A 19144-nucleotide genomic window follows, 5' to 3' on the forward strand; every position below is an offset into this window, starting at 1 on the left:
TCGGCAGTTAATGCGCCACATCGATTAAAAGGAAGGATTAATAACCACAAAAAAGCACGGAAACGTATCAGGTAAGCCTTGCTTGGTATGGTTGAGCCCCTAAATTTGTAACCTTTTTTTCAACCTTACTAAAAATAACAGTACATTACTTTACATGCACGCTGTTTTGTTAACATTTTGTGTTCTCATCCGCAGCTAAATCGAATCAGTACTTTTGTCAGTTAACCAGTGTGCAGCAGCACAGGAAGCAAGTTCACTACGTCACTATACCATTTTCACAGAAAATGCCTGTTCCCCCATGTGGTTATTAGGGGTATTTTTTGATCCAGCACACATTTTTACCAATTTAGTTAGTAAAAAAATCAAGCTGATGCTGAACAAGGTTTGATGCTATTTTCCATAACATTATTTTAAAAAAATAGAACCGGTGTTTTATAAACTGGAAGGGATCATTAATCTCCGCACACCTAGCCTATTGATGTGAAATGGGAAACGCAAAGTGGGATCGGCGTGAAGAAATCAGGCCAAGAAGGCGCTGCCGATTTCGGTTTAACACGTTAGTCATAAATCATCATCATTCGGGGTGCATCCCTACCCTCCCCGAATGATAGTTAACTTCCCATTACGATTAGATCGCGTCCTTCAGTGACGGATCAGAAGACAGTTTTGCATTCGCGCTGTTTGCTAACAGGCTGACAGGCGTAATGTGAGAGGGCTTCCCTGATTCAATCACATTGAAAATTGCCGTCGCCAGTTCGTTCTCCTGGTTAGGGTTCTGGCAGAGGAAATAACGTGTTTCAGGCAATCTCGGCAACCCCTCCTCTTCACCCAACACCCGCAGTTCTGGGCTCATCATTTCTACTGAACGTACGGTGATACCCATGCCAGCCTTCACCGCAGCACGTACCGCAGACAGCGTTGAAGCCACATAAGCAATTCGCCAAGGGATCCCCGCAGCCGTCAGTTGCTGCATAGCCAGCGTACGGAAAGGGCTCGGTTCATCCAGAACAACCAGAGGCACGGGTTCTTGCGCTCGGAACTGATAATCCGCGGCGCAGTACCATAGCGTCGGAGAACTACGCAATAACACATGAGGAAACACCACACCGTTCATTGTGGTAATGACCAGATCTATTTTTCCCTCATTCAGCATCTCCATCATTTCAGCGCTACGCTTTACGCTGACATTGACGGAGAGTTTAGGAAATACAGATGTCACTCGGTGTAAAATATAAGGAAGGATAGTGTCTGCAGTATCATCAGACGCTCCAATGGTCAACATACCCTGAATATCGCTGTACATTAATGAAATACAGGCTTCATCATTGAATTGTAATATTTTTCTGGCATAACCCAGAAACTGAACACCATGTTCGGTCAGCAATTTATTGCGCCCGTGCCGAGCAAATAGCTCCTTTCCGATGAGTTGCTCCAGCCTCTGCATCTGCTGGCTGACAGCCGATTGAGTTCGATTAACTGCGGCCGCCGCAGCTGCAAACGTATTTAAATCTGCAACGGCGACAAACGTCCTCAGTAAATCAAGATCGAGATTAAGTACTGGTCGATTTGCACTGGTCATACGATTTTTCACTTATCTATTTTAATTTTAACAAAATATTCCTGGTGTTTTATTACATGTACAGGTAATGACCGATACATTTAAAGACACTATCGCAGACGCACGATAAGGGCAAAAAAATACTTATATTTCGTTACCCCTATCGCCTTTCCATTGGTAAGACATCATATAATTAAATGGCTCACCAGCCTTAATCCTTAATTCAATAAAAACGGCACCTTCCCTTTATTTCACCTTGCGAAATAAATACGCTCCACACTTAAATAAACGCGATCTCCCTGTCACCCTATTTTGGCGCTAAAAAAGTGCGACATGAACAGTCGTCCGCCCCCTACCATATCGCACCATCCAACGAGTACACAACCATATAGTGCAGATGCGCAATCATTTGCAGCGAAAGCGATAATCATTCTTCAAAAGGTACTATAGGAGGAGTACATTAAGCAGGTTATGCTATTCCGTCTGGGAATATGCGCTCTCTGCAAAAGGTTCGTACTATTTATGTCTCCGATTGAAAAATCCAAGAAGCTGGAGAACGTATGCTATGACATCCGTGGCCCAGTCTTAAAGGAAGCCAAGCGGCTTGAAGAAGAAGGTAATAAAGTCCTTAAACTGAATATTGGCAACCCTGCCCCTTTCGGCTTCGAGGCACCGGACGAAATTCTGGTCGATGTCATCCGTAACCTGCCAACGGCACAGGGCTACTGTGATTCCAAAGGCCTCTATTCCGCTCGCAAAGCCATTGTTCAGCACTATCAGGCGCGGGATATGCGCGATATGACGGTTGAAGACGTCTATATCGGTAACGGTGTTTCCGAACTCATCGTGCAATCCATGCAGGCTCTGCTTAACCCAGGCGATGAAATGCTGGTACCTGCACCGGACTACCCGCTTTGGACCGCGGCAGTTTCCCTGTCTAACGGCAATGCCGTTCACTATCTCTGCGATGAATCCTCCGATTGGTTCCCCGATCTGGATGATATCCGTAAAAAAATCACGGCCAATACGCGCGGTATTGTCATCATTAACCCTAATAATCCAACGGGTGCGGTCTACAGCAAAGCGCTGCTGCTGGATATCGTGGCAATTGCACGCGAACACAACCTGATCATTTTCGCCGACGAAATTTACGACAAAATTCTGTATGACGATGCGCAGCACCACTCGATTGCAGCACTCGCCCCAGATCTGCTGACCGTCACGTTTAATGGCCTGTCCAAGACGTATCGTGTGGCAGGTTTCCGTCAAGGTTGGATGGTACTGAACGGTCCGAAAAAACACGCCAAAGGGTATATTGAAGGGCTGGAAATGCTGGCTTCCATGCGTTTGTGTGCCAACGTGCCAATGCAGCATGCGATTCAAACCGCCTTGGGCGGCTATCAAAGCATCAGTGAGTTTATTCAACCCGGTGGACGCCTGTACGAACAGCGCAACCGCTCTTGGGAATTGATCAATCAGATCCCTGGCGTGTCATGCGTAAAACCACGTGGCGCGCTTTATATGTTCCCACGCATTGATGCCAAACGCTTTAATATCCACGACGACCAAAAACTGGTGCTGGATCTCCTGTTACAGGAAAAAGTGTTGCTGGTTCAGGGAACTGCATTTAACTGGCCTTACCCAGACCATGTACGTATCGTCACGCTACCGCGTATTGATGAACTGGACATGGCGATCCACAAATTAGGGCGTTTCCTTGGGCACTATCACCAATAGCCCAGCAGTCATCGCGCCTATCCTCGCCGGGCAATCACCGCCCGGCGAAAACCTGACCTTCGTTTGCATAACCCCCAGCAAGTGCCCACAATAGACGCCCACGATATCGTTATTTCACCGTGCTGTTGTCTGAGAGATCGCCATGAATCAGAGCCACTTTTTCGCCCATTTATCTCGTCTAAAACTCATCAGCCGTTGGCCGCTCATGCGCAACGTGCGCACGGAAAACGTCTCCGAGCACAGTCTTCAGGTCGCCTTCGTCGCGCATGCACTGGCGGTCATCAAAAACCGCAAGTTCGACGGTAACCTGAACGCAGAACGCATCGCGCTGCTGGCGATGTACCATGATGCCAGCGAGGTGCTGACCGGTGACATGCCGACGCCCATCAAGTACTACAACGCGCAGATCGCACATGAGTACAAGAAGATAGAGAAGATTGCACAGCAGAAACTGATTGAGATGTTGCCGGAAGAGTTGCAGCAGGATTATCGCATGCTGCTGGATGATAACTACACCAGCGAAGAAGAACGCCTCATCGTTAAACAGGCAGACGCCCTGTGCGCCTACCTGAAATGTCTGGAAGAATTATCGGCAGGCAACGCAGAATTCACGCTTGCCAAAGCGCGGTTAGAAAAAACATTGCAGTTGCGCCACAGCCCGGAAATGGACTATTTCATGACGGTGTTCGTTCCCAGTTTCAGCCTGTCGCTCGACGAAATCAGCCAGGATTCGCCGCTATAGCGGGCGTCCGCTATAACGGAAAAACACCGTCAGAATGGATACAGCCACGGCACCATCACCACGCTGACTAACATCACCAGCACGGTAAAAGGGACGCCAATGCGCACAAAGTCCCCGAATTTATAGCCGCCCGGCCCCAGAACCAACGTATTCACTGGTGACGACACCGGGGTCATAAAGGCGGCAGAAGCTGCAATTGCGATGATCATCGCAAAGGGATAAGGCGACACCCCCATCTGTTTCGCTGCGGCAATCGCAATCGGTGCCATCAGCACCGCCGTCGCCGTGTTGGAAATAAACAGGCCGATCACGGCACACAGTATGAACAAGCACACCAGCATCACATGCGGCCCAGCGTTCCCGGCAACATCCATCAACCCGTTAACAATGAGTGCGACACCACCCGTTTGCTGCAACGCCAGCGCAAACGGCATCATCCCGACGATAAGAATAATACTCGGCCAATGAATGGCTCGATAAGCACTTTCCATGTCGATGCAGCGGAATTTCCCCATCAGCAAACAAGCAATCAGCGCGGCAATCGCATTCGGTATTTCATCCGTCAGCATCATCGCCACCATCAGTGCCAGACAAAACAGCGCATGGGGTGCCTGACTCACCGCAGGCGCAACATCATCCACTTCGGCAGGGAGATTAAGCAAAAGGAAATCGTTTTTCTGCGTGTGCAGTTGTCGAATCATGCGCCAGTCACCCATCACCAGCAGAATATCACCGAGTTGGAGCCGTTCATCGGCAAGGATACCGTCCATTGCTTCACCTGACCGGCGAATCCCCACGACACTTAGGCCATAGCGGCTTCGAAACCCGACGTCGTACAGCGTTTTCCCCAACAATTCGGAATCAGGGATCAACGAGACTTCCGCCATTCCCACATCACGCGCCTGCTCAGAAAAATACTCACCGCGCAGCACCATCGGTTCAAGGCGCTGCGTGGTGAAAAATTCGCGTAAGTCCACCTCAGAGGCCGACATGTCGATCAGTAAGACATCATTCAGGCGAAGTTCGGTATTGCCCGCCACGCTGATCATCACACGGCGAAATTTACGCCAGCGCTCAATTCCCACCACGTTCGCCCCGAAGCGCTGACGCAGGCGTAAATCATCAAGACGATGGCCGATAAAAGGCGATCCTGGGCGAATCGCCAGCCGACGTGCCCTGCCCGTCAGCCGGTAATCACGAATCAGATCGCGAAACGTTCTTCTCTTCCACATCTCTTTTGCTGTTGCCGTCTCGGCATTGCCAAGCCAGTAACGCGCCACCATCATATACGCCACGCCCAGCAGCAATACCACCATCCCTATCGGCGTCACGCTGAAAAAACCAAAGCCCGCAACACCGTCACGCATCAGCTCACTGCTCACCACCATATTCGGCGGCGTTGCGACCAACGTCATCATGCCGCTAATCAATCCGGCAAAACTCAGCGGCATCATCAGCCTTCCGGGGGAAATTTTCATCCGAGAGGAAACACTCAGTACCACGGGAATAAAAATCGCGACAACGCCGGTGGAGCTCATAAAAGCCCCTAGCAACGCAACGGTAACCATCAGTAAGATCAACATCTTCATCTCACTGCTGCCCGCCACCCGAACCAGCCAATCACCGACTTGATAAGCCACGCCAGTACGAACCAACCCTTCACCAATCACAAACAGGGCAGCAATCAATATCACGTTAGGATCGCTGAACCCCAACAACGCTTCAGATAGCGTCAGTGTGCCACTCAGTACAAACGCAATAATGACCAACAGCGCGACGACGTCCATGCGTAATTTATTGGTGGTAAACAACACAATGGCGATCAGCAACAGGGATAAAACCCAGAGAAGTTCGCTATTCAAAACGGTTCCCCTGACAGAAAAATGCATATTGAGAGGTGGTGGTTCAGCATGCCATAAAAAATGCAGGCGCATTTTTCAACACCGCGCAGCGGTGGCCCAAAGGGTGGCAGACGTTGGTATCCCCTAAATAATTCGAGTTGCAGGAAGGCGGCAATCGCACGAATCCCCAGGAGCTTACACAAGTAAGTGACTGGGGTGAGTAAGAAAAGCCAACGCACATGCAGCTTGAAGTATGACGGGTATAGTCTGCCATAAAAAAACCTCGCGGATGCGAGGTCTGATCATATTTATTTACAATTTTGTCATGATGTTACAGACCACCTACTGGCGCAGAAGCACCTCAACGCCGTTCGGTAATGGTTCTATTTCTATCTGCTCCAACGAATCAAGGATCAGATCGACCTGATCCAGTTTCGGCGTATCCGCAGGTGCCTTCACCGCAATGACCTTGCAGCCAGCAGCTAGGCCAGATAACACACCCGCTGGTGCATCCTCAACGACGACACACTCTTCCGGCTTCAGCCCTAGCTGCTGTGCGCCAAGTAAATAGGCATCAGGGTGAGGTTTACCTTTGGCAACCTGCTCCGCGGTAATAAAGGCACGAGGAGCGGGCAGTTCTCCATGATGATGACGGGCGCTAGCAATCGGCACCGTGCCGGATGTCACAATCGCCCAGGGAATCTCCAGTGCATCCAAACGTTCCAACAGCACCTTCGCCCCTGGCATGGCAACAATGCCCTGCGTATCAGAGGCTTCTGTTTTCTCCAGTGCATCAAACTCTTGTTGAATCGTTTCTTCGCTCTGTCCCTGAAGAAAGTGACGCAGGGAGGTGATTGCCTGCTTGCCATGAATAAAATCTAGCACTTCCTGTGGTTCAATATCGTGATTTTTTGCCCAGTTAATCCACGCACGTTCTACGGCAGGCAGTGAATCAACCAGCGTACCATCGAGGTCGAACAGAAAACCTTTACACTCCACAGAAAGCCCCTTTGTCATTAATCAGGCGTTGATGATCTGTGCGATCTCAACCGCACTTAAGTGATACTGGCGCGGGCAGGATTGCCAGACAGCCAGCATTCTGTTGTATTTTTCCCACATTTTTGTCTGAGCGTTAAACCCATGCGTACCTGCATCAAAGTGGGGATAGCGACCTTCGACATGTACCATAAAGCGTACAAAGCCGAGGTAACGCGCTTCCGTTGCGGCATCAAAGCCTAGGAAGGTCAGGCGACGCTCATCCAAATCCTGCTTATCTTTCAGATTGGTCCACGACACCTGCAAGGCATGATGCATTTCCATGATGTTAATAATGGTGCGGCAAACCTCTTCAGTCAGCTCACCAAACTCACGGTCCAGTTCGCGCATCTGCAAACCATAACCACGCTCGATAATGGTTTGTAACCGGCGATAGCGCTCAGCATTGTCGGGATCGAGCATCGTCATCATTTTATATTGATTTGAAAGGATCAATCTCTGGGCATTTGTCATTTCCATGTTGCTCTCCTGAACCCTTTTTGGGGTAAGCCAATATCGCTAAATAGGTATTTACCCCAGAATCGCATACTGAATCGTGTCACGGTAGCGGTAGCCACCGCTTCTTTGATTTGAAACAGGGGAAAGAACAAAATAGCCATCAACCCGCACACAGCCTGACGCCGATCACAAATCATCCAGGAAGGTTTTATCAAGCTGGTTAAACGCACGTTTCAGCACATCCGCCAACGCTTGGTAAGTTGGCGCTTCTTCCAAGGGTGCTAATGCCAGTCCTGACTCCAATAGCTTATGGCGAATCTCATGGAACCACTGTGCCAGCGTCGGCGGCAAAGGCGTCACAGAACGGCGACCCAGCCACCAGAGCCCCTGTAACGGCAGGCTACAGGCAAACAGCGCGGTGGCGATGGCTGGGCCGAGCTGCCCATCGAGCGCAATCTGCCACGTTAAGGTAAACACCGCCAGCGGCGGCATAATGCGGATACCGAACCGCGTCGCTCGCGCCACGCGATTTTCAGGAAATACGGTCGCCAGCCGCTTATCTGCTGGCCACGTTTTCATGTAATGCTGCCCACATTGGAGTAGCTGTAGCCAACTAATTCTACTGTCTGGTTTCGTCGCCATAGCCACACCTCAACTTTACAGATAAAAAATAAAACTTTTGCACAAATCAACAACTCAAGTTGATAAGGTTAAAATATATTTTGTGTTTAGCCTGCGCTATCGGTATCCTAGATCGGCCTTTTGGCCGCTGTATACCTAAAGTAGTATGACTACACGCAGGGAGTATAATTCCTTCGCGACATAAGCGCAGCCAACGGCCATAACGCGGTTATCCATCGCTTTAAAAGCTGCGGTTTACATCAGGTCGATGTCACGTTGTTGTAGAGATTAGTTATATCGATTAATTGTTGTATCGATTATCCGATATAACCTACGGCATCATATCGACCCTATTTCATCATCGTGTCTGGTGTATCACACCAAGGTATGATGTTAATCATAAATGCCAGCGGCGGCATGCGATACGCTATATGCCCTGATGACATTTTTTTAACCATGTATAACAAGTAGGTACTTCCATGTCGAGTAAGTTAGTACTGGTTCTTAACTGCGGTAGTTCATCACTGAAATTCGCGATCATCGATGCGATTAACGGAGAAGAGTACCTGTCTGGTTTAGCCGAATGTTTCAACCTGCCTGAAGCCCGCATCAAATGGAAAATGGACGGCGGTAAACACGACGCCGAACTGGGTGCCGGTGCAGCTCACAGCGAAGCGCTGAACTTCATCGTCAATACCATTCTGTCTCAGAAACCGGAGTTGTCAGCTCAACTGGTTGCTATTGGTCACCGTATCGTTCACGGCGGTGAGAAGTTCACCCAATCCGCGATCATCACTGATGATGTTCTTCAGGGTATCAAAGATTCCGTACCTTTTGCACCTCTGCACAACCCAGCTCACCTGATCGGTATCGACGAAGCACTGAAATCTTTCCCGCACCTGGCTGATAAGAACGTCGCTGTTTTCGACACCGCATTCCACCAGAGCATGCCGGAAGAATCCTACCTTTATGCACTGCCGTACAAATTGTATAAAGAAAACCACATCCGCCGTTATGGCGCACACGGTACTAGCCACTACTTTGTTTCTCGTGAAGCCGCTAAAGTGCTGAACAAACCTGTAGAAGAGCTGAACGTCATCACTTGCCATCTCGGCAACGGCGGTTCCGTTACTGCAATCCGTAACGGCCAATGCGTTGACACCTCTATGGGTCTGACGCCGCTGGAAGGTCTGGTGATGGGTACGCGTAGTGGCGATATCGATCCGGCGATCATTTTCCACCTGCATGACTCAATGGGCATGAGTGTTGATGCTATCAACAAAATGCTGACCAAAGAATCTGGTCTGTTGGGCCTGACTGAAGTGACCAGCGACTGCCGCTACGTTGAAGATAACTACGAGACGAAAGCAGACGCTAAACGTGCAATGGACGTTTACTGCCACCGTCTGGCTAAGTACATCGGTTCTTACACTGCCCTGATGGAAGGTCGTCTGGACGCAGTGATTTTCACCGGTGGTATCGGTGAAAACGCAGCGATGGTGCGCGAACTGACGCTGAAAAAACTGGGTCTGCTGGGCTTTGACGTCGACCACGAGCGCAACCTGGCCGCACGCTTCGGTAAAGGTGGCAACATCGCTAAAGATGGCACCCGCGCGGCGCTGGTTATCCCGACCAATGAAGAGTTGGTCATCGCCGAAGACGCTTACCGTCTGACCGCGTAAAACACGTAACTCCCAACACCGTCAGCCAAGGCTGACGGTGTTGTTTTTGACTAACGAGCAACCGTAAAGAGGTTCGGCCGTGTCCCGTATAATCATGTTGATCCCAACTGGCACCAGCGTTGGTCTGACAAGCGTCAGCCTGGGTGTCATCCGCTCCATGGAACAGAAAGGCGTTCGCCTGAGCGTGTTCAAACCTATCGCCCAGCCGCGCAGTGGCGACAATACGCCAGATCAAACGACTACCATTATTCGTGCTAATTCCGCCATCAGCGCAGCCGAGCCGCTGGCGATGAGCCGCGTTGAAGCGCTGCTGAGCTCCAACCAACAAGACGTGCTGATGGAAGAGATCATCGCGCGCTACCACGAAAATACCAAAGACGCTGAAGTCGTTCTGGTTGAAGGTCTGGTTCCTACCCGTAAGCATCAGTTTGCTAACGCACTGAACTATGAAATCGCCAAAACGTTGAACGCAGAAATCGTCTTCGTACTGGCGCTGGGTAACGATTCCCCAGCACAGTTGAAAGACCGTATCGAACTGGCGCGTTCCAGCTTCGGCGGCAGCAAAAACAAGAACATCACTGGCGTGATCATCAACAAACTGAATGCGCCAGTAGACGAACAGGGACGCACTCGCCCTGATCTGTCTGAAATTTTTGATGATTCCACGAAAGCCAGCGTCGCCAACATCGATCCGAAGCAGCTGTTTGCTAACAGCCCGCTGCCGGTTCTGGGCTGCATCCCGTGGAGCTTTGACCTGATTGCTACGCGTGCCATCGATATGGCGAAGCACCTGAATGCGCGTATCGTCAACGAAGGTGACATTCAGACGCGCCGCGTTAAGTCTGTCACCTTCTGCGCACGCAGCATCCCTCACATGTTGGAACATTTCCGTCCAGGCTCACTGCTGGTGACGTCCGCTGACCGCCCTGATGTTCTGGTTGCTGCCTGTCTGGCTGCCATGAATGGCGTGGAAATCGGCGCCCTGCTGCTGACTGGCGGCTATGAAATGGATCCAAGCATTGCCAAATTGTGCGAACGTGCCTTCCAAACTGGCCTGCCGGTATTTATGGTCGACACCAATACCTGGCAGACGTCACTCAGCCTGCAAAGCTTCAACCTTGAAGTACCGCCTGATGACCGTCAACGTGTTGAGAAAGTGCAGGAATATGTTGCACGCCACATCGACACCCAGTGGATTGATTCACTGAGCGCAGAATCTGAGCGTTCACGTCGTCTGTCTCCACCAGCATTCCGCTATCAGCTTACCGAGCTGGCGCGTAAAGCAGGCAAACGTATCGTCCTGCCAGAAGGTGATGAACCACGTACCGTTAAAGCCGCATCTATCTGTGCTGAACGCGGTATTGCTCACTGTGTGCTGATCGGTAACCCAGAAGAAATCCAGCGTGTTGCTGCTGCTCAGGGCGTAGAACTGGGCAAAGGCATCGAAATCGTCGATCCGATTGTCGTGCGTGAGCGCTATGTTGCGCGTCTGGTTGAGCTGCGTAAGAGCAAGGGCATGACCGAAGTGGTTGCGCGCGAGCAGCTCGAAGACAACGTGGTGCTGGGTACGCTGATGCTGGAACAGGGTGAAGTTGATGGTCTGGTTTCTGGTGCCGTTCACACCACCGCTAACACCATCCGTCCGCCATTGCAGTTGATCAAAACCGCGCCGGGCAGCTCGCTGGTGTCGTCTGTGTTCTTCATGCTGCTGCCTGAGCAGGTTCTGGTTTACGGCGACTGCGCCATCAACCCAGATCCAACGGCAGAGCAATTGGCTGAAATCGCTATCCAGTCTGCTGATTCCGCTATCGCCTTCGGTATCGACCCACGCGTTGCGATGATCTCTTACTCTACCGGTAACTCCGGTGCGGGTAGCGATGTTGAGAAAGTGCGTGAAGCGACTCGTCTGGCACAGGAAAAACGCCCTGATCTGGTTATCGATGGTCCGCTGCAATACGACGCCGCAATCATGGCTGACGTGGCACAGTCCAAAGCGCCGAACTCGCCAGTTGCGGGTAAAGCTACCGTGTTCATCTTCCCTGACCTGAACACCGGTAACACCACGTACAAAGCGGTACAGCGTTCTGCCGACCTGATCTCCATCGGGCCAATGCTGCAAGGCATGCGCAAACCGGTTAACGACCTGTCTCGCGGCGCGCTGGTAGACGACATCGTTTACACCGTTGCCCTGACCGCCATTCAGGCTACACAGCTCTAATCATCTTCATGATGACGTAAATGCCAGCCTTCGGGCTGGCATTTTTATTTGAAAGGAGAGCAAGGAAAGATGCCGCAGAAAGAAAGTAACGGCAAAGCGGACGCGGATTATTGCTGCGAATCCGTCGCCGATGGAGCAACGACATTGCTGTCGTTTTCATCATGAGCATTTCCATCATGACTGTTTTTATTATTAACAGCAGGTGTTGCAGCAACTTCGACTGCCTCGTTCAGCTTACGTGAAATCGGCTTACCATATTCCTGATCGCTATAACGCGTCAGCCACAGCGACAGGGCTTTCAGCGAATCTGGCGTAAACTCATCGCAGCGGGCGGTGATCTCTTGCGGCGTCAGCCAACTGACCTCATCGACCTCTTCCTCCTGTAGCGCAAACGGCCCGTGGGTGACGCAGCTAAACAACCCGCCCCACACTCGGCACTTATCGCCTTCGTAATAAAACAAGCCGTGTTCTGCAAACGGCACGCCCGCAATGCCAAGTTCCTCTTCCGCTTCACGACGTGCGGATTCCAGCATTTGCTCACCGCTTTGCACTACGCCACCGGCGGTTGCGTCCAGCAAGCCTGGATAGAAATCTTTGATTTTCGTCCGACGCTGCACCAGAATTTTACCCATTCCATCATGCACAACAATGTAAGTGGCACGATGACGAAGACTCTGCGCACGCATCTGCTGACGACTTGACTGAGCAATTACCTCGTTGTTTTCATTGACGATATCAACCCACTCTGTGCCTGCTGCCTGACTTTGTTCCGCCATCCTCTGAAACCCTTTAGTATTGGCACGTTGCTACGCGCGTCTGTTTTAAATGATCGAACTTTGCTGTGAATATTCCCTACTGCCTTGCCATTATTCAAGGTCAAAAGCAGGGTATACGCTAAATTAGTGCCTAATCGCGACCTGTGCAATAGGTTCGCCGCCGTGTAACGGCAGAACCCGTAGCGCGTCCTGCTCAAGCAAGCCGTAGCTCGCGGGGAATCCCCCTTTCGGCAAGCTCACTGAGCCGGGATTGAAAAAATAATATTCACCGTGTTGCTCAGCAACTGGGATATGGGTGTGACCATATACCAATACATCCCCCGCGTGTAGCGGCGGCATATTCTCTGGATGATAAAGATGACCGTGCGTCAGGAAAAGGCGATTCTGCGGCAATAGCACATGTTGCCAGGGTGCCATTATCGGAAAGGTCAACAGCATCTGATCCACCTCGCTGTCGCAGTTCCCTCGCACGGCAATGATGCGTGATGCATAGGCGTTCAGTCGGGCAGCCACTTCCGCAGGCTGATATGTTTCCGGCAGCGGGTTGCGCGGGCCATGATTGAGAAAATCACCCAGCAAGATAAGCCAGTCGGCATGACTCTGCTCAAAGATCTCCAGCACGCGATCCGTCGCACTAAGAGAACCGTGTATATCTGACGCAAACATCAACCTCATCGTTATCTCCACAACGTTTATATCAACCATGCTACACCTACAACACCCGCATCCTTTATCGGACCTAGTCTACCAAAATTGGCAATGTGCTTCCGGTAAAGATCACTCAATGGCGTGCGTCATCGCTTATTTTTCACTCGCAGAAGTGGTAGGGTAAGAGCCCGTTCCTCAATTCGTTATTCTGACAGCGCGTCGCTCTCTGAAGCGATTAACTGCCATACAGTCCATGATGTTTTTCTGAATTAAAACGGAGACTTGATTCATGATTGACCTGTATTACGCACCAACCCCTAACGGGCACAAGATCACCCTGTTTCTGGAAGAAGCTAATCTCCCCTACCAGCTCCACCGCGTGAATATCAGCAAAGGTGAACAGTTCAGACCGGAGTTTCTGGCTATCTCGCCTAATAATAAAATTCCCGCAATTGTTGATACGCAGCCTGCGGAAGGTGACACGCCGATTAGCCTGTTTGAGTCAGGCGCTATTCTGCTCTATCTGGCGGAAAAACACGGTGTGCTGCTGAGCACCTCATTACGTGAGCGCACCGCCACACTGCAATGGCTGTTCTGGCAGGTTGCTGGTTTCGGACCGATGCTGGGGCAGAATCATCATTTTAACCACTATGCGCCTCAGCCAGTACCTTACGCGATTGAACGCTATCAGCAGGAGACGCAGCGCCTGTACCGCGTGTTGGATAAACATCTTCAAGATAGCCCTTGGCTAGCAGGAGAAAATTACAGCATCGCTGATATCGCGACCTACCCGTGGGTGGTTTCTTATGCTCGCCAGCGCGTCGATCTTGATGACTACCCAGCGGTGAAGGCATGGTATACGCGTATCAGTGAACGCCCGGCGACGCAACGGGCTTACCAGCTCGCCGAGCAATAAAATTCTGGCATCATCTCATTCGGCCTTCGGGTATCTTCTGCTATGGTAATCAACATATTGTCGTTAACGATACCCCGTAACGCTGCGGCTTAGTCGCAGTAACAGAAGCAACCGAGGGCCGAGCAATGCCACATCACTATTCTGACGCCATTATTCGTATAAAAAATCTGCGGCTGCGCACCTTCATCGGTATCAAAGATGAGGAAATCACGAATAAGCAGGATGTGATCATCAACGTTGTGATTCACTACCCAGCAGAACAGGCACGCAACAGCGAGAATATCGCTGATGCACTGAACTACCGCACCATCACCAAGAGCATTATTCGCCACGTGGAAGATAACCGCTTCGCTTTGCTGGAAAAATTAACGCAGGATGTGCTCAATATCGCCAGCGATCACGAATGGATCACCTATGCTGAAGTAGAAGTCGATAAACCGTTTGCCCTGCGATACGCCGATTCGGTTTCCATGACCCTGCGTTATCACAAGGCATAAAGATAGGGAGAGGAGTGCGATGCAACTACTTATAACCGGCGGAACCGGCCTTATTGGTCGCCATCTTATCCAACAATTACAGCTGCTTTCCCATCACATCACGGTACTGACACGCGATCCGGAGCGCGCTCGAGGCGTTCTCGGCAATCAGGTGGAATACTGGTCCACGTTGAGTAATATCACCTCACTGAACGGCTTTGATGGTGTCATCAATCTGGCGGGTGAACCTATCGCCGACAAACGGTGGACACCACAGCAAAAGCAGCGTCTGGCAAAGAGCCGCTGGAATATCACCGAGCAACTTGCCGCGCTGATAAAAGCCAGCAGTGAGCCGCCGGCCGTTTTTATCTCGGGTTCCGCTGTCGGCTATTATGGCGATCAGGGGGAGGCGCTGGTCACAGAAGATGAATCTCCGGTCGATGAATTCACCCATCATCTGTGCGCCCGCTGGGAAGCGCTGGCCCAGTCCGCCGAAAGCGATAAAACCCGCGTCTGCCTGCTGCGCACTGGCATTGTTCTTTCAGCACAAGGTGGCGCGCTGGCAAAAATGCTGCCAATTTTCCGCCTCGGGATTGGCGGGCCGATGGGTTCCGGCAAGCAATATATGCCGTGGATTCACATTGATGATATGGTGAACGGCATTATTTATCTGCTGAACCAGCCGATACTGAGCGGCCCCTTCAATATGGTTTCGCCCTACCCAGTTCATAATGAACAATTTTCCGCCACGCTGGCACACATCTTGGATCGACCCGGTTTTCTGCGAGCACCCGCTTTTGCAATCAAACTACTGATGGGAGAAGCTTCGACGCTGGTACTGGGCGGACAGCGCGCCATGCCGCAGCGGTTAGAGGCCGCAGGCTTTAATTTCCGCTTCCTTGAGCTGGAAGAAGCCATGCAGGACATCATCAAGAAACCGAACTGATAACTATCCATTTCAGGTTGCTGGTAGCCTTTTCGCAGAACGGGAACGATGATAATGAGATAGAAGAGTAAAGCGTCCGCGCCAAGGATGGCGCGGCTCGAGCGTACAGGGATGTATTAACAGCGTCTTTACGATCTACCCATTATCATCGCTCAACGCACTCCATCAGCCCTAAAACCTACTTCAACGCACCTGACAAAAACTGCTGCAAACGTGCACTTTTCGGGCTACCGAACAGCTGATCAGGTGGGCCCTCTTCCTCGATCACACCCTGATGCAGGAAGATAACGTGGCTGGAGACATGGCGGGCAAACTCCATTTCATGCGTCACCACCACCATCGTTTTTCCTTCCTCCGCAAGCTGCTGCATGATGCGCAACACCTCGCCGACCAGTTCGGGATCGAGCGCTGACGTAGGTTCATCAAATAACAAGACTTCCGGCTCCATCGCCAGCGCCCGTGCAATGGAAACACGCTGCTGTTGGCCACCGGAAAGATCTGACGGATATTTCTGTTGAGCCGCATCCGTGATCCCGACCTTGTTCAGGTAGAACACCGCACGTTCACGCGCTTCCGCTTTACTGAGTCCTAACACCTGAACCGGCGCTTCCATCACGTTTTCCAACGCCGTCATGAAGCTCCACAGGTTAAAGTGCTGAAACACCATCGTCAGACGCGTCCGCAGCATCTGAAGCTGCTTTTTATCAAAAACTTTCAGCTGCCCGTCAGTATCACGCACCATGCGAATTTCCTGATCGCTGACGTAAATCGCCCCTTCACAGGGTTTTTCCAGAAAATTAATACAGCGCAGTAAGGTACTTTTCCCCGAACCGGACGATCCAATAATTGAAATAACGTCACCCGCTTTCGCCTGTAATGAGATCCCTTTCAGTACCTCATGCTGGCCATAGCGTTTACGCAGTTCCGTCACCATCAGTTTGTTATTCGACATGCTCTTTTTCCTGCGTTTAATGAGATGAACGGGTATAAAGATGACGTAACCAGCGCCGTTCCGCCCTTCTGAACAGCCCGATTAACACAAACGAAATCGCCAGATAGATAACCGCCGCGATGCCAAATGCATAAAACGGCTGGTAGGTTGCCGCGTTGATATCACGGGCAATCTTCAGAATATCCGGCACCGTTACGGTAAAGGCCAACGCCGTTGAATGCAGCATCAGAATCACTTCGTTGCTGTAGGCAGGCAGCGCAATACGCAGTGCACTTGGCAAAATAATGCAGCGATACTGCTTAAAGCGGGAGAAGCCGTATGCTCTGGCCGCTTCAATTTCCCCATGAGGTACTGAGCGGATTGCTCCCGCGAAAATCTCTGTCGTGTACGCACAGGTATTCAGCGCCAGCGCCAAAATGGCGCAGTTTAGCCCGCTGCGAAAAAAGGCATTCAGCATGTCGGTGCCGCGCACAATCTCCAGGCTATACACGCCAGAATAGAACACCAGAAGCTGTACGTAGAGCGGCGTGCCGCGGAACACATAGGTGAATAGCCAAACCGGAAAGCTGAACCGGCGTCGCGGCGACACACGGGCGATCGCCAGCGGCAGCGCCATCAGCCCGCCGATAACCACCGAAGAAATGAGCAGCCAGAGCGTCATCGCCAGCCCGGTCAGGCGGTAACCATCGCTCCACAATAGCGGCTGCCAATATTGTTGCAGGATCTCACTCATAGTTTACTTTTTTGACTCCCTGCGAATAGTGCCTTTCCAGCCACCACAACACGCCGTTAGAAACGGTGGTAAAAATCAGGTACATCGCCCCAGCAACCAGCGCAAAATAAAACGGTTCGTGTGTGCCCTTACCGGCCAATTGCGTCGCCTTAATCACATCGTTCAGGCCAAGCAGTGACACCAGCGCCGTCGCTTTCAGGATAACCTGCCAGTTGTTGCCGATGCCCGGCAGTGCGAAACGCATCATGGAAGGAAACAGAATACGGCGGAACACCTTCATCGGAGAGAAACCGAACGCAACGGCAGCTTCGATTTGCCCGCGCGGCACGGCAAGATAGGCACCACGAAAGGTTTCCGTGAAATACGCGCCGTAAATAAAGCCCAGTGTAATAATCCCGGCAGTCAACGGATCGATGTCTATCTGATCCAGACCGATCGATTCCGTCACGCCGTTTAAGGCAATTTGCAGACCATAGAAAATCAGCAGCATCAGTACCAGATCGGGAATGCCGCGAATCAGCGTGGTATAGCAGGAAAAGCACCCCGCCAGCAGACGGTTGGAAGACAGTTTCGCCGACGCGCCGATCAGGCCGATAGCCAACGCCAGCAGTAACGAACTTGCTGCCAGCTCCAGCGTCATGATGGCACCATCCAGAATTAGCGGGGAATAGCCATAGAGCATCAATGATATCCGTTGAAATAGCGGTTAATGGCACGCTGCGTCATCAGTCAGGAACACGACACGGGAGGAACGATCCCGTGCCGCATGCCCTACGATCCCGCTACACATGTGATAAAGCAATGAGCGTCATCTTGGCAACATTAGCCGCCGTAGACGTCAAAATCGAAGTATTTTTTCGCGAAGGTATCGTAGGTACCGTCTTTACGCATTTCGTCAAAAGCTTTATCCAGTGCGGCTTTCAGTTCGGTATCCGCTTTGCGCAAGCCCATACCCGTACCCACACCGAAGAATTTGTCATCTTTTACCGCTGGGCCGGCAAACTCATAGCCTTTACCTGCGTCCAATTTCAGGAAGCCTTCACTTGCTGCAACTTCATCCTGAAAGGCTGCATCAATACGGCCTGCGGCCAGATCGGCATAAATCAGATCCTGATTTTGGTAAGCGACAACGTCAACGCCTTTAGGCTGCCAGTTAGCATTAGCAAAGGCCTCCTGTGTCGATGCCTGCAATACGCCAACACGTTTGCCGCCCAGAGAAGCCAACGTGGGTTCAATGCTCGTCCCTTTCTTCGCAATCAGGCGTGAATTGGCCGCATACAGCTTCTCGGTGAAGGCAATTTCCTGCTGGCGTTTTTCGGTGATAGACAGAGAAGAGATGATGGCATCGATTTTTTTCGCTTTCAGGGACGGAATTAACGCATCAAAGTCACTTTCTACAAACGTGCAGTGAGTCTGAATACGCTTGCACAGCTCTTTCGCCAGATCGATATCAAATCCAACCAGTTCGCTGCTGGCATTTTTGGATTCAAAGGGAGCATAGGTAGGATCGGTACCAATTTTAATATTCTTAGGAATCTCCGCCATCGCGCTACCTGCGGCCAGAATGAGTGCCAATGGCAAGACTTTGATCAGTTTCTTCATATTGCTACCCTTATCATGAGTGATTGATGTCATGTGTCGTCAATGTCGGAATTATTTAGAGTGAATCGCTTTAAAAATGAACGATGTGAGTGCTATTTGTTTTCTGTGCCGACTATTACCGTTTTTGTAGCAGTTTTCATGCCACAATGCACGCAGGGATGTCGTAAAAATCCCATGAGCGAAGCCCGTAGAAAATAAGGGT

The 19144-nt window shown here is 51.0% G+C and carries 18 protein-coding genes; 7 read left to right on the forward strand and 11 right to left on the reverse strand.

Annotation, left to right across the window (positions count from 1 at the left end; all coding sequences use genetic code 11):
• Positions 1-628 precede the first annotated feature (628 nt).
• Complete coding sequence (gene lrhA / locus H0248_RS08315; RefSeq protein ID WP_102117791.1) at positions 629-1579, reverse strand: transcriptional regulator LrhA; 951 nt, start codon at positions 1577-1579, stop codon at positions 629-631.
• 501 nt (positions 1580-2080) lie between these two features.
• Between lrhA and H0248_RS08320 the strand changes: the two genes are divergently transcribed.
• Together H0248_RS08320 and yfbR are read left to right on the forward strand one after the other, a co-directional pair.
• Positions 2081-3295: a pyridoxal phosphate-dependent aminotransferase gene (locus tag H0248_RS08320; protein WP_102117723.1), complete on the forward strand. Its 1215-nt coding sequence runs from the start codon at positions 2081-2083 to the stop codon at positions 3293-3295.
• A gap of 142 nt (positions 3296-3437) precedes the next feature.
• Positions 3438-4037: a 5'-deoxynucleotidase gene (yfbR, locus tag H0248_RS08325; RefSeq protein ID WP_116156196.1), complete on the forward strand. Its 600-nt coding sequence runs from the start codon at positions 3438-3440 to the stop codon at positions 4035-4037.
• A 29-nt stretch (positions 4038-4066) separates the two neighbouring features.
• Here yfbR and H0248_RS08330 read toward each other — a convergent pair whose 3' ends face one another.
• From H0248_RS08330 to yfbV, 4 genes are all read right to left on the reverse strand, one after another.
• Positions 4067-5899 (reverse strand): SLC13 family permease, encoded by a 1833-nt coding sequence (locus H0248_RS08330; protein WP_102117721.1) that lies wholly within the window; start codon positions 5897-5899, stop codon positions 4067-4069.
• Positions 5900-6220: 321 nt separating this feature from the next.
• On the reverse strand, positions 6221-6877 hold the full coding sequence (locus tag H0248_RS08335) for a sugar phosphatase (RefSeq protein ID WP_102117720.1): 657 nt from the start codon (positions 6875-6877) through the stop codon (positions 6221-6223).
• Positions 6878-6898: 21 nt separating this feature from the next.
• Positions 6899-7393: a YfbU family protein gene (locus H0248_RS08340; RefSeq protein ID WP_010295396.1), complete on the reverse strand. Its 495-nt coding sequence runs from the start codon at positions 7391-7393 to the stop codon at positions 6899-6901.
• 165 nt (positions 7394-7558) lie between these two features.
• Complete coding sequence (yfbV, locus tag H0248_RS08345; protein WP_116162631.1) at positions 7559-8014, reverse strand: terminus macrodomain insulation protein YfbV; 456 nt, start codon at positions 8012-8014, stop codon at positions 7559-7561.
• Positions 8015-8472: 458 nt separating this feature from the next.
• Here yfbV and ackA point away from each other — a divergent pair, with 458 nt between their 5' ends.
• Complete coding sequence (ackA, locus tag H0248_RS08350) at positions 8473-9675, forward strand: acetate kinase (RefSeq protein ID WP_116166183.1); 1203 nt, start codon at positions 8473-8475, stop codon at positions 9673-9675.
• Between the two features lie 79 nt (positions 9676-9754).
• Positions 9755-11893, forward strand: coding sequence for a phosphate acetyltransferase (gene pta, locus H0248_RS08355; RefSeq protein WP_180785525.1), 2139 nt, complete (start codon positions 9755-9757; stop codon positions 11891-11893).
• Positions 11894-12000: 107 nt separating this feature from the next.
• Here pta and yfcD read toward each other — a convergent pair whose 3' ends face one another.
• Together yfcD and yfcE are read right to left on the reverse strand one after the other, a co-directional pair.
• A complete protein-coding gene (gene yfcD / locus H0248_RS08360) occupies positions 12001-12669 on the reverse strand; it encodes an NUDIX hydrolase YfcD (RefSeq protein WP_180785527.1) in 669 nt (222 codons plus the stop codon).
• A 123-nt stretch (positions 12670-12792) separates the two neighbouring features.
• The gene (yfcE, locus tag H0248_RS08365; protein WP_180785529.1) at positions 12793-13344 is read right to left on the reverse strand and encodes a phosphodiesterase; all 552 of its coding nucleotides are present in this window, start codon (positions 13342-13344) and stop codon (positions 12793-12795) included.
• A gap of 262 nt (positions 13345-13606) precedes the next feature.
• Here yfcE and yfcG point away from each other — a divergent pair, with 262 nt between their 5' ends.
• The 3 genes from yfcG to H0248_RS08380 all read left to right on the forward strand — a co-directional run bounded on the left by yfcG (position 13607) and on the right by H0248_RS08380 (position 15655).
• A complete protein-coding gene (gene yfcG / locus H0248_RS08370; protein ID WP_039503743.1) occupies positions 13607-14233 on the forward strand; it encodes a GSH-dependent disulfide bond oxidoreductase in 627 nt (208 codons plus the stop codon).
• A 125-nt stretch (positions 14234-14358) separates the two neighbouring features.
• Positions 14359-14730 carry a dihydroneopterin triphosphate 2'-epimerase gene (gene folX / locus H0248_RS08375; protein WP_010278945.1) on the forward strand — a complete coding sequence of 124 codons (372 nt, stop codon included), beginning with the start codon at positions 14359-14361 and terminating at the stop codon, positions 14728-14730.
• Positions 14731-14749: 19 nt separating this feature from the next.
• Entirely contained in the window at positions 14750-15655 is a 906-nt protein-coding gene (locus H0248_RS08380) for a TIGR01777 family oxidoreductase (RefSeq protein WP_180785531.1), read from the forward strand.
• 178 nt (positions 15656-15833) lie between these two features.
• Here the strand turns inward: H0248_RS08380 and hisP are convergent, their stop codons facing one another.
• From hisP to H0248_RS08400, 4 genes are all read right to left on the reverse strand, one after another.
• Positions 15834-16607, reverse strand: coding sequence for a histidine ABC transporter ATP-binding protein HisP (hisP, locus tag H0248_RS08385; protein ID WP_010278951.1), 774 nt, complete (start codon positions 16605-16607; stop codon positions 15834-15836).
• 16 nt (positions 16608-16623) lie between these two features.
• Positions 16624-17340 (reverse strand): ABC transporter permease, encoded by a 717-nt coding sequence (locus H0248_RS08390; protein ID WP_014916041.1) that lies wholly within the window; start codon positions 17338-17340, stop codon positions 16624-16626.
• Entirely contained in the window at positions 17333-18022 is a 690-nt protein-coding gene (locus H0248_RS08395; protein ID WP_180785533.1) for a histidine ABC transporter permease HisQ, read from the reverse strand. The genes H0248_RS08390 and H0248_RS08395 overlap by 8 nt, the downstream gene beginning before the upstream one ends.
• A gap of 140 nt (positions 18023-18162) precedes the next feature.
• Positions 18163-18942 (reverse strand): lysine/arginine/ornithine ABC transporter substrate-binding protein, encoded by a 780-nt coding sequence (locus H0248_RS08400; RefSeq protein ID WP_180785535.1) that lies wholly within the window; start codon positions 18940-18942, stop codon positions 18163-18165.
• Between the last annotated feature and the right edge of the window lie 202 nt (positions 18943-19144).

Source organism: Pectobacterium brasiliense (genome assembly GCF_013449685.1).
In the GTDB taxonomy this organism is placed as follows: Bacteria; Pseudomonadota; Gammaproteobacteria; order Enterobacterales; family Enterobacteriaceae; genus Pectobacterium; species Pectobacterium brasiliense_A.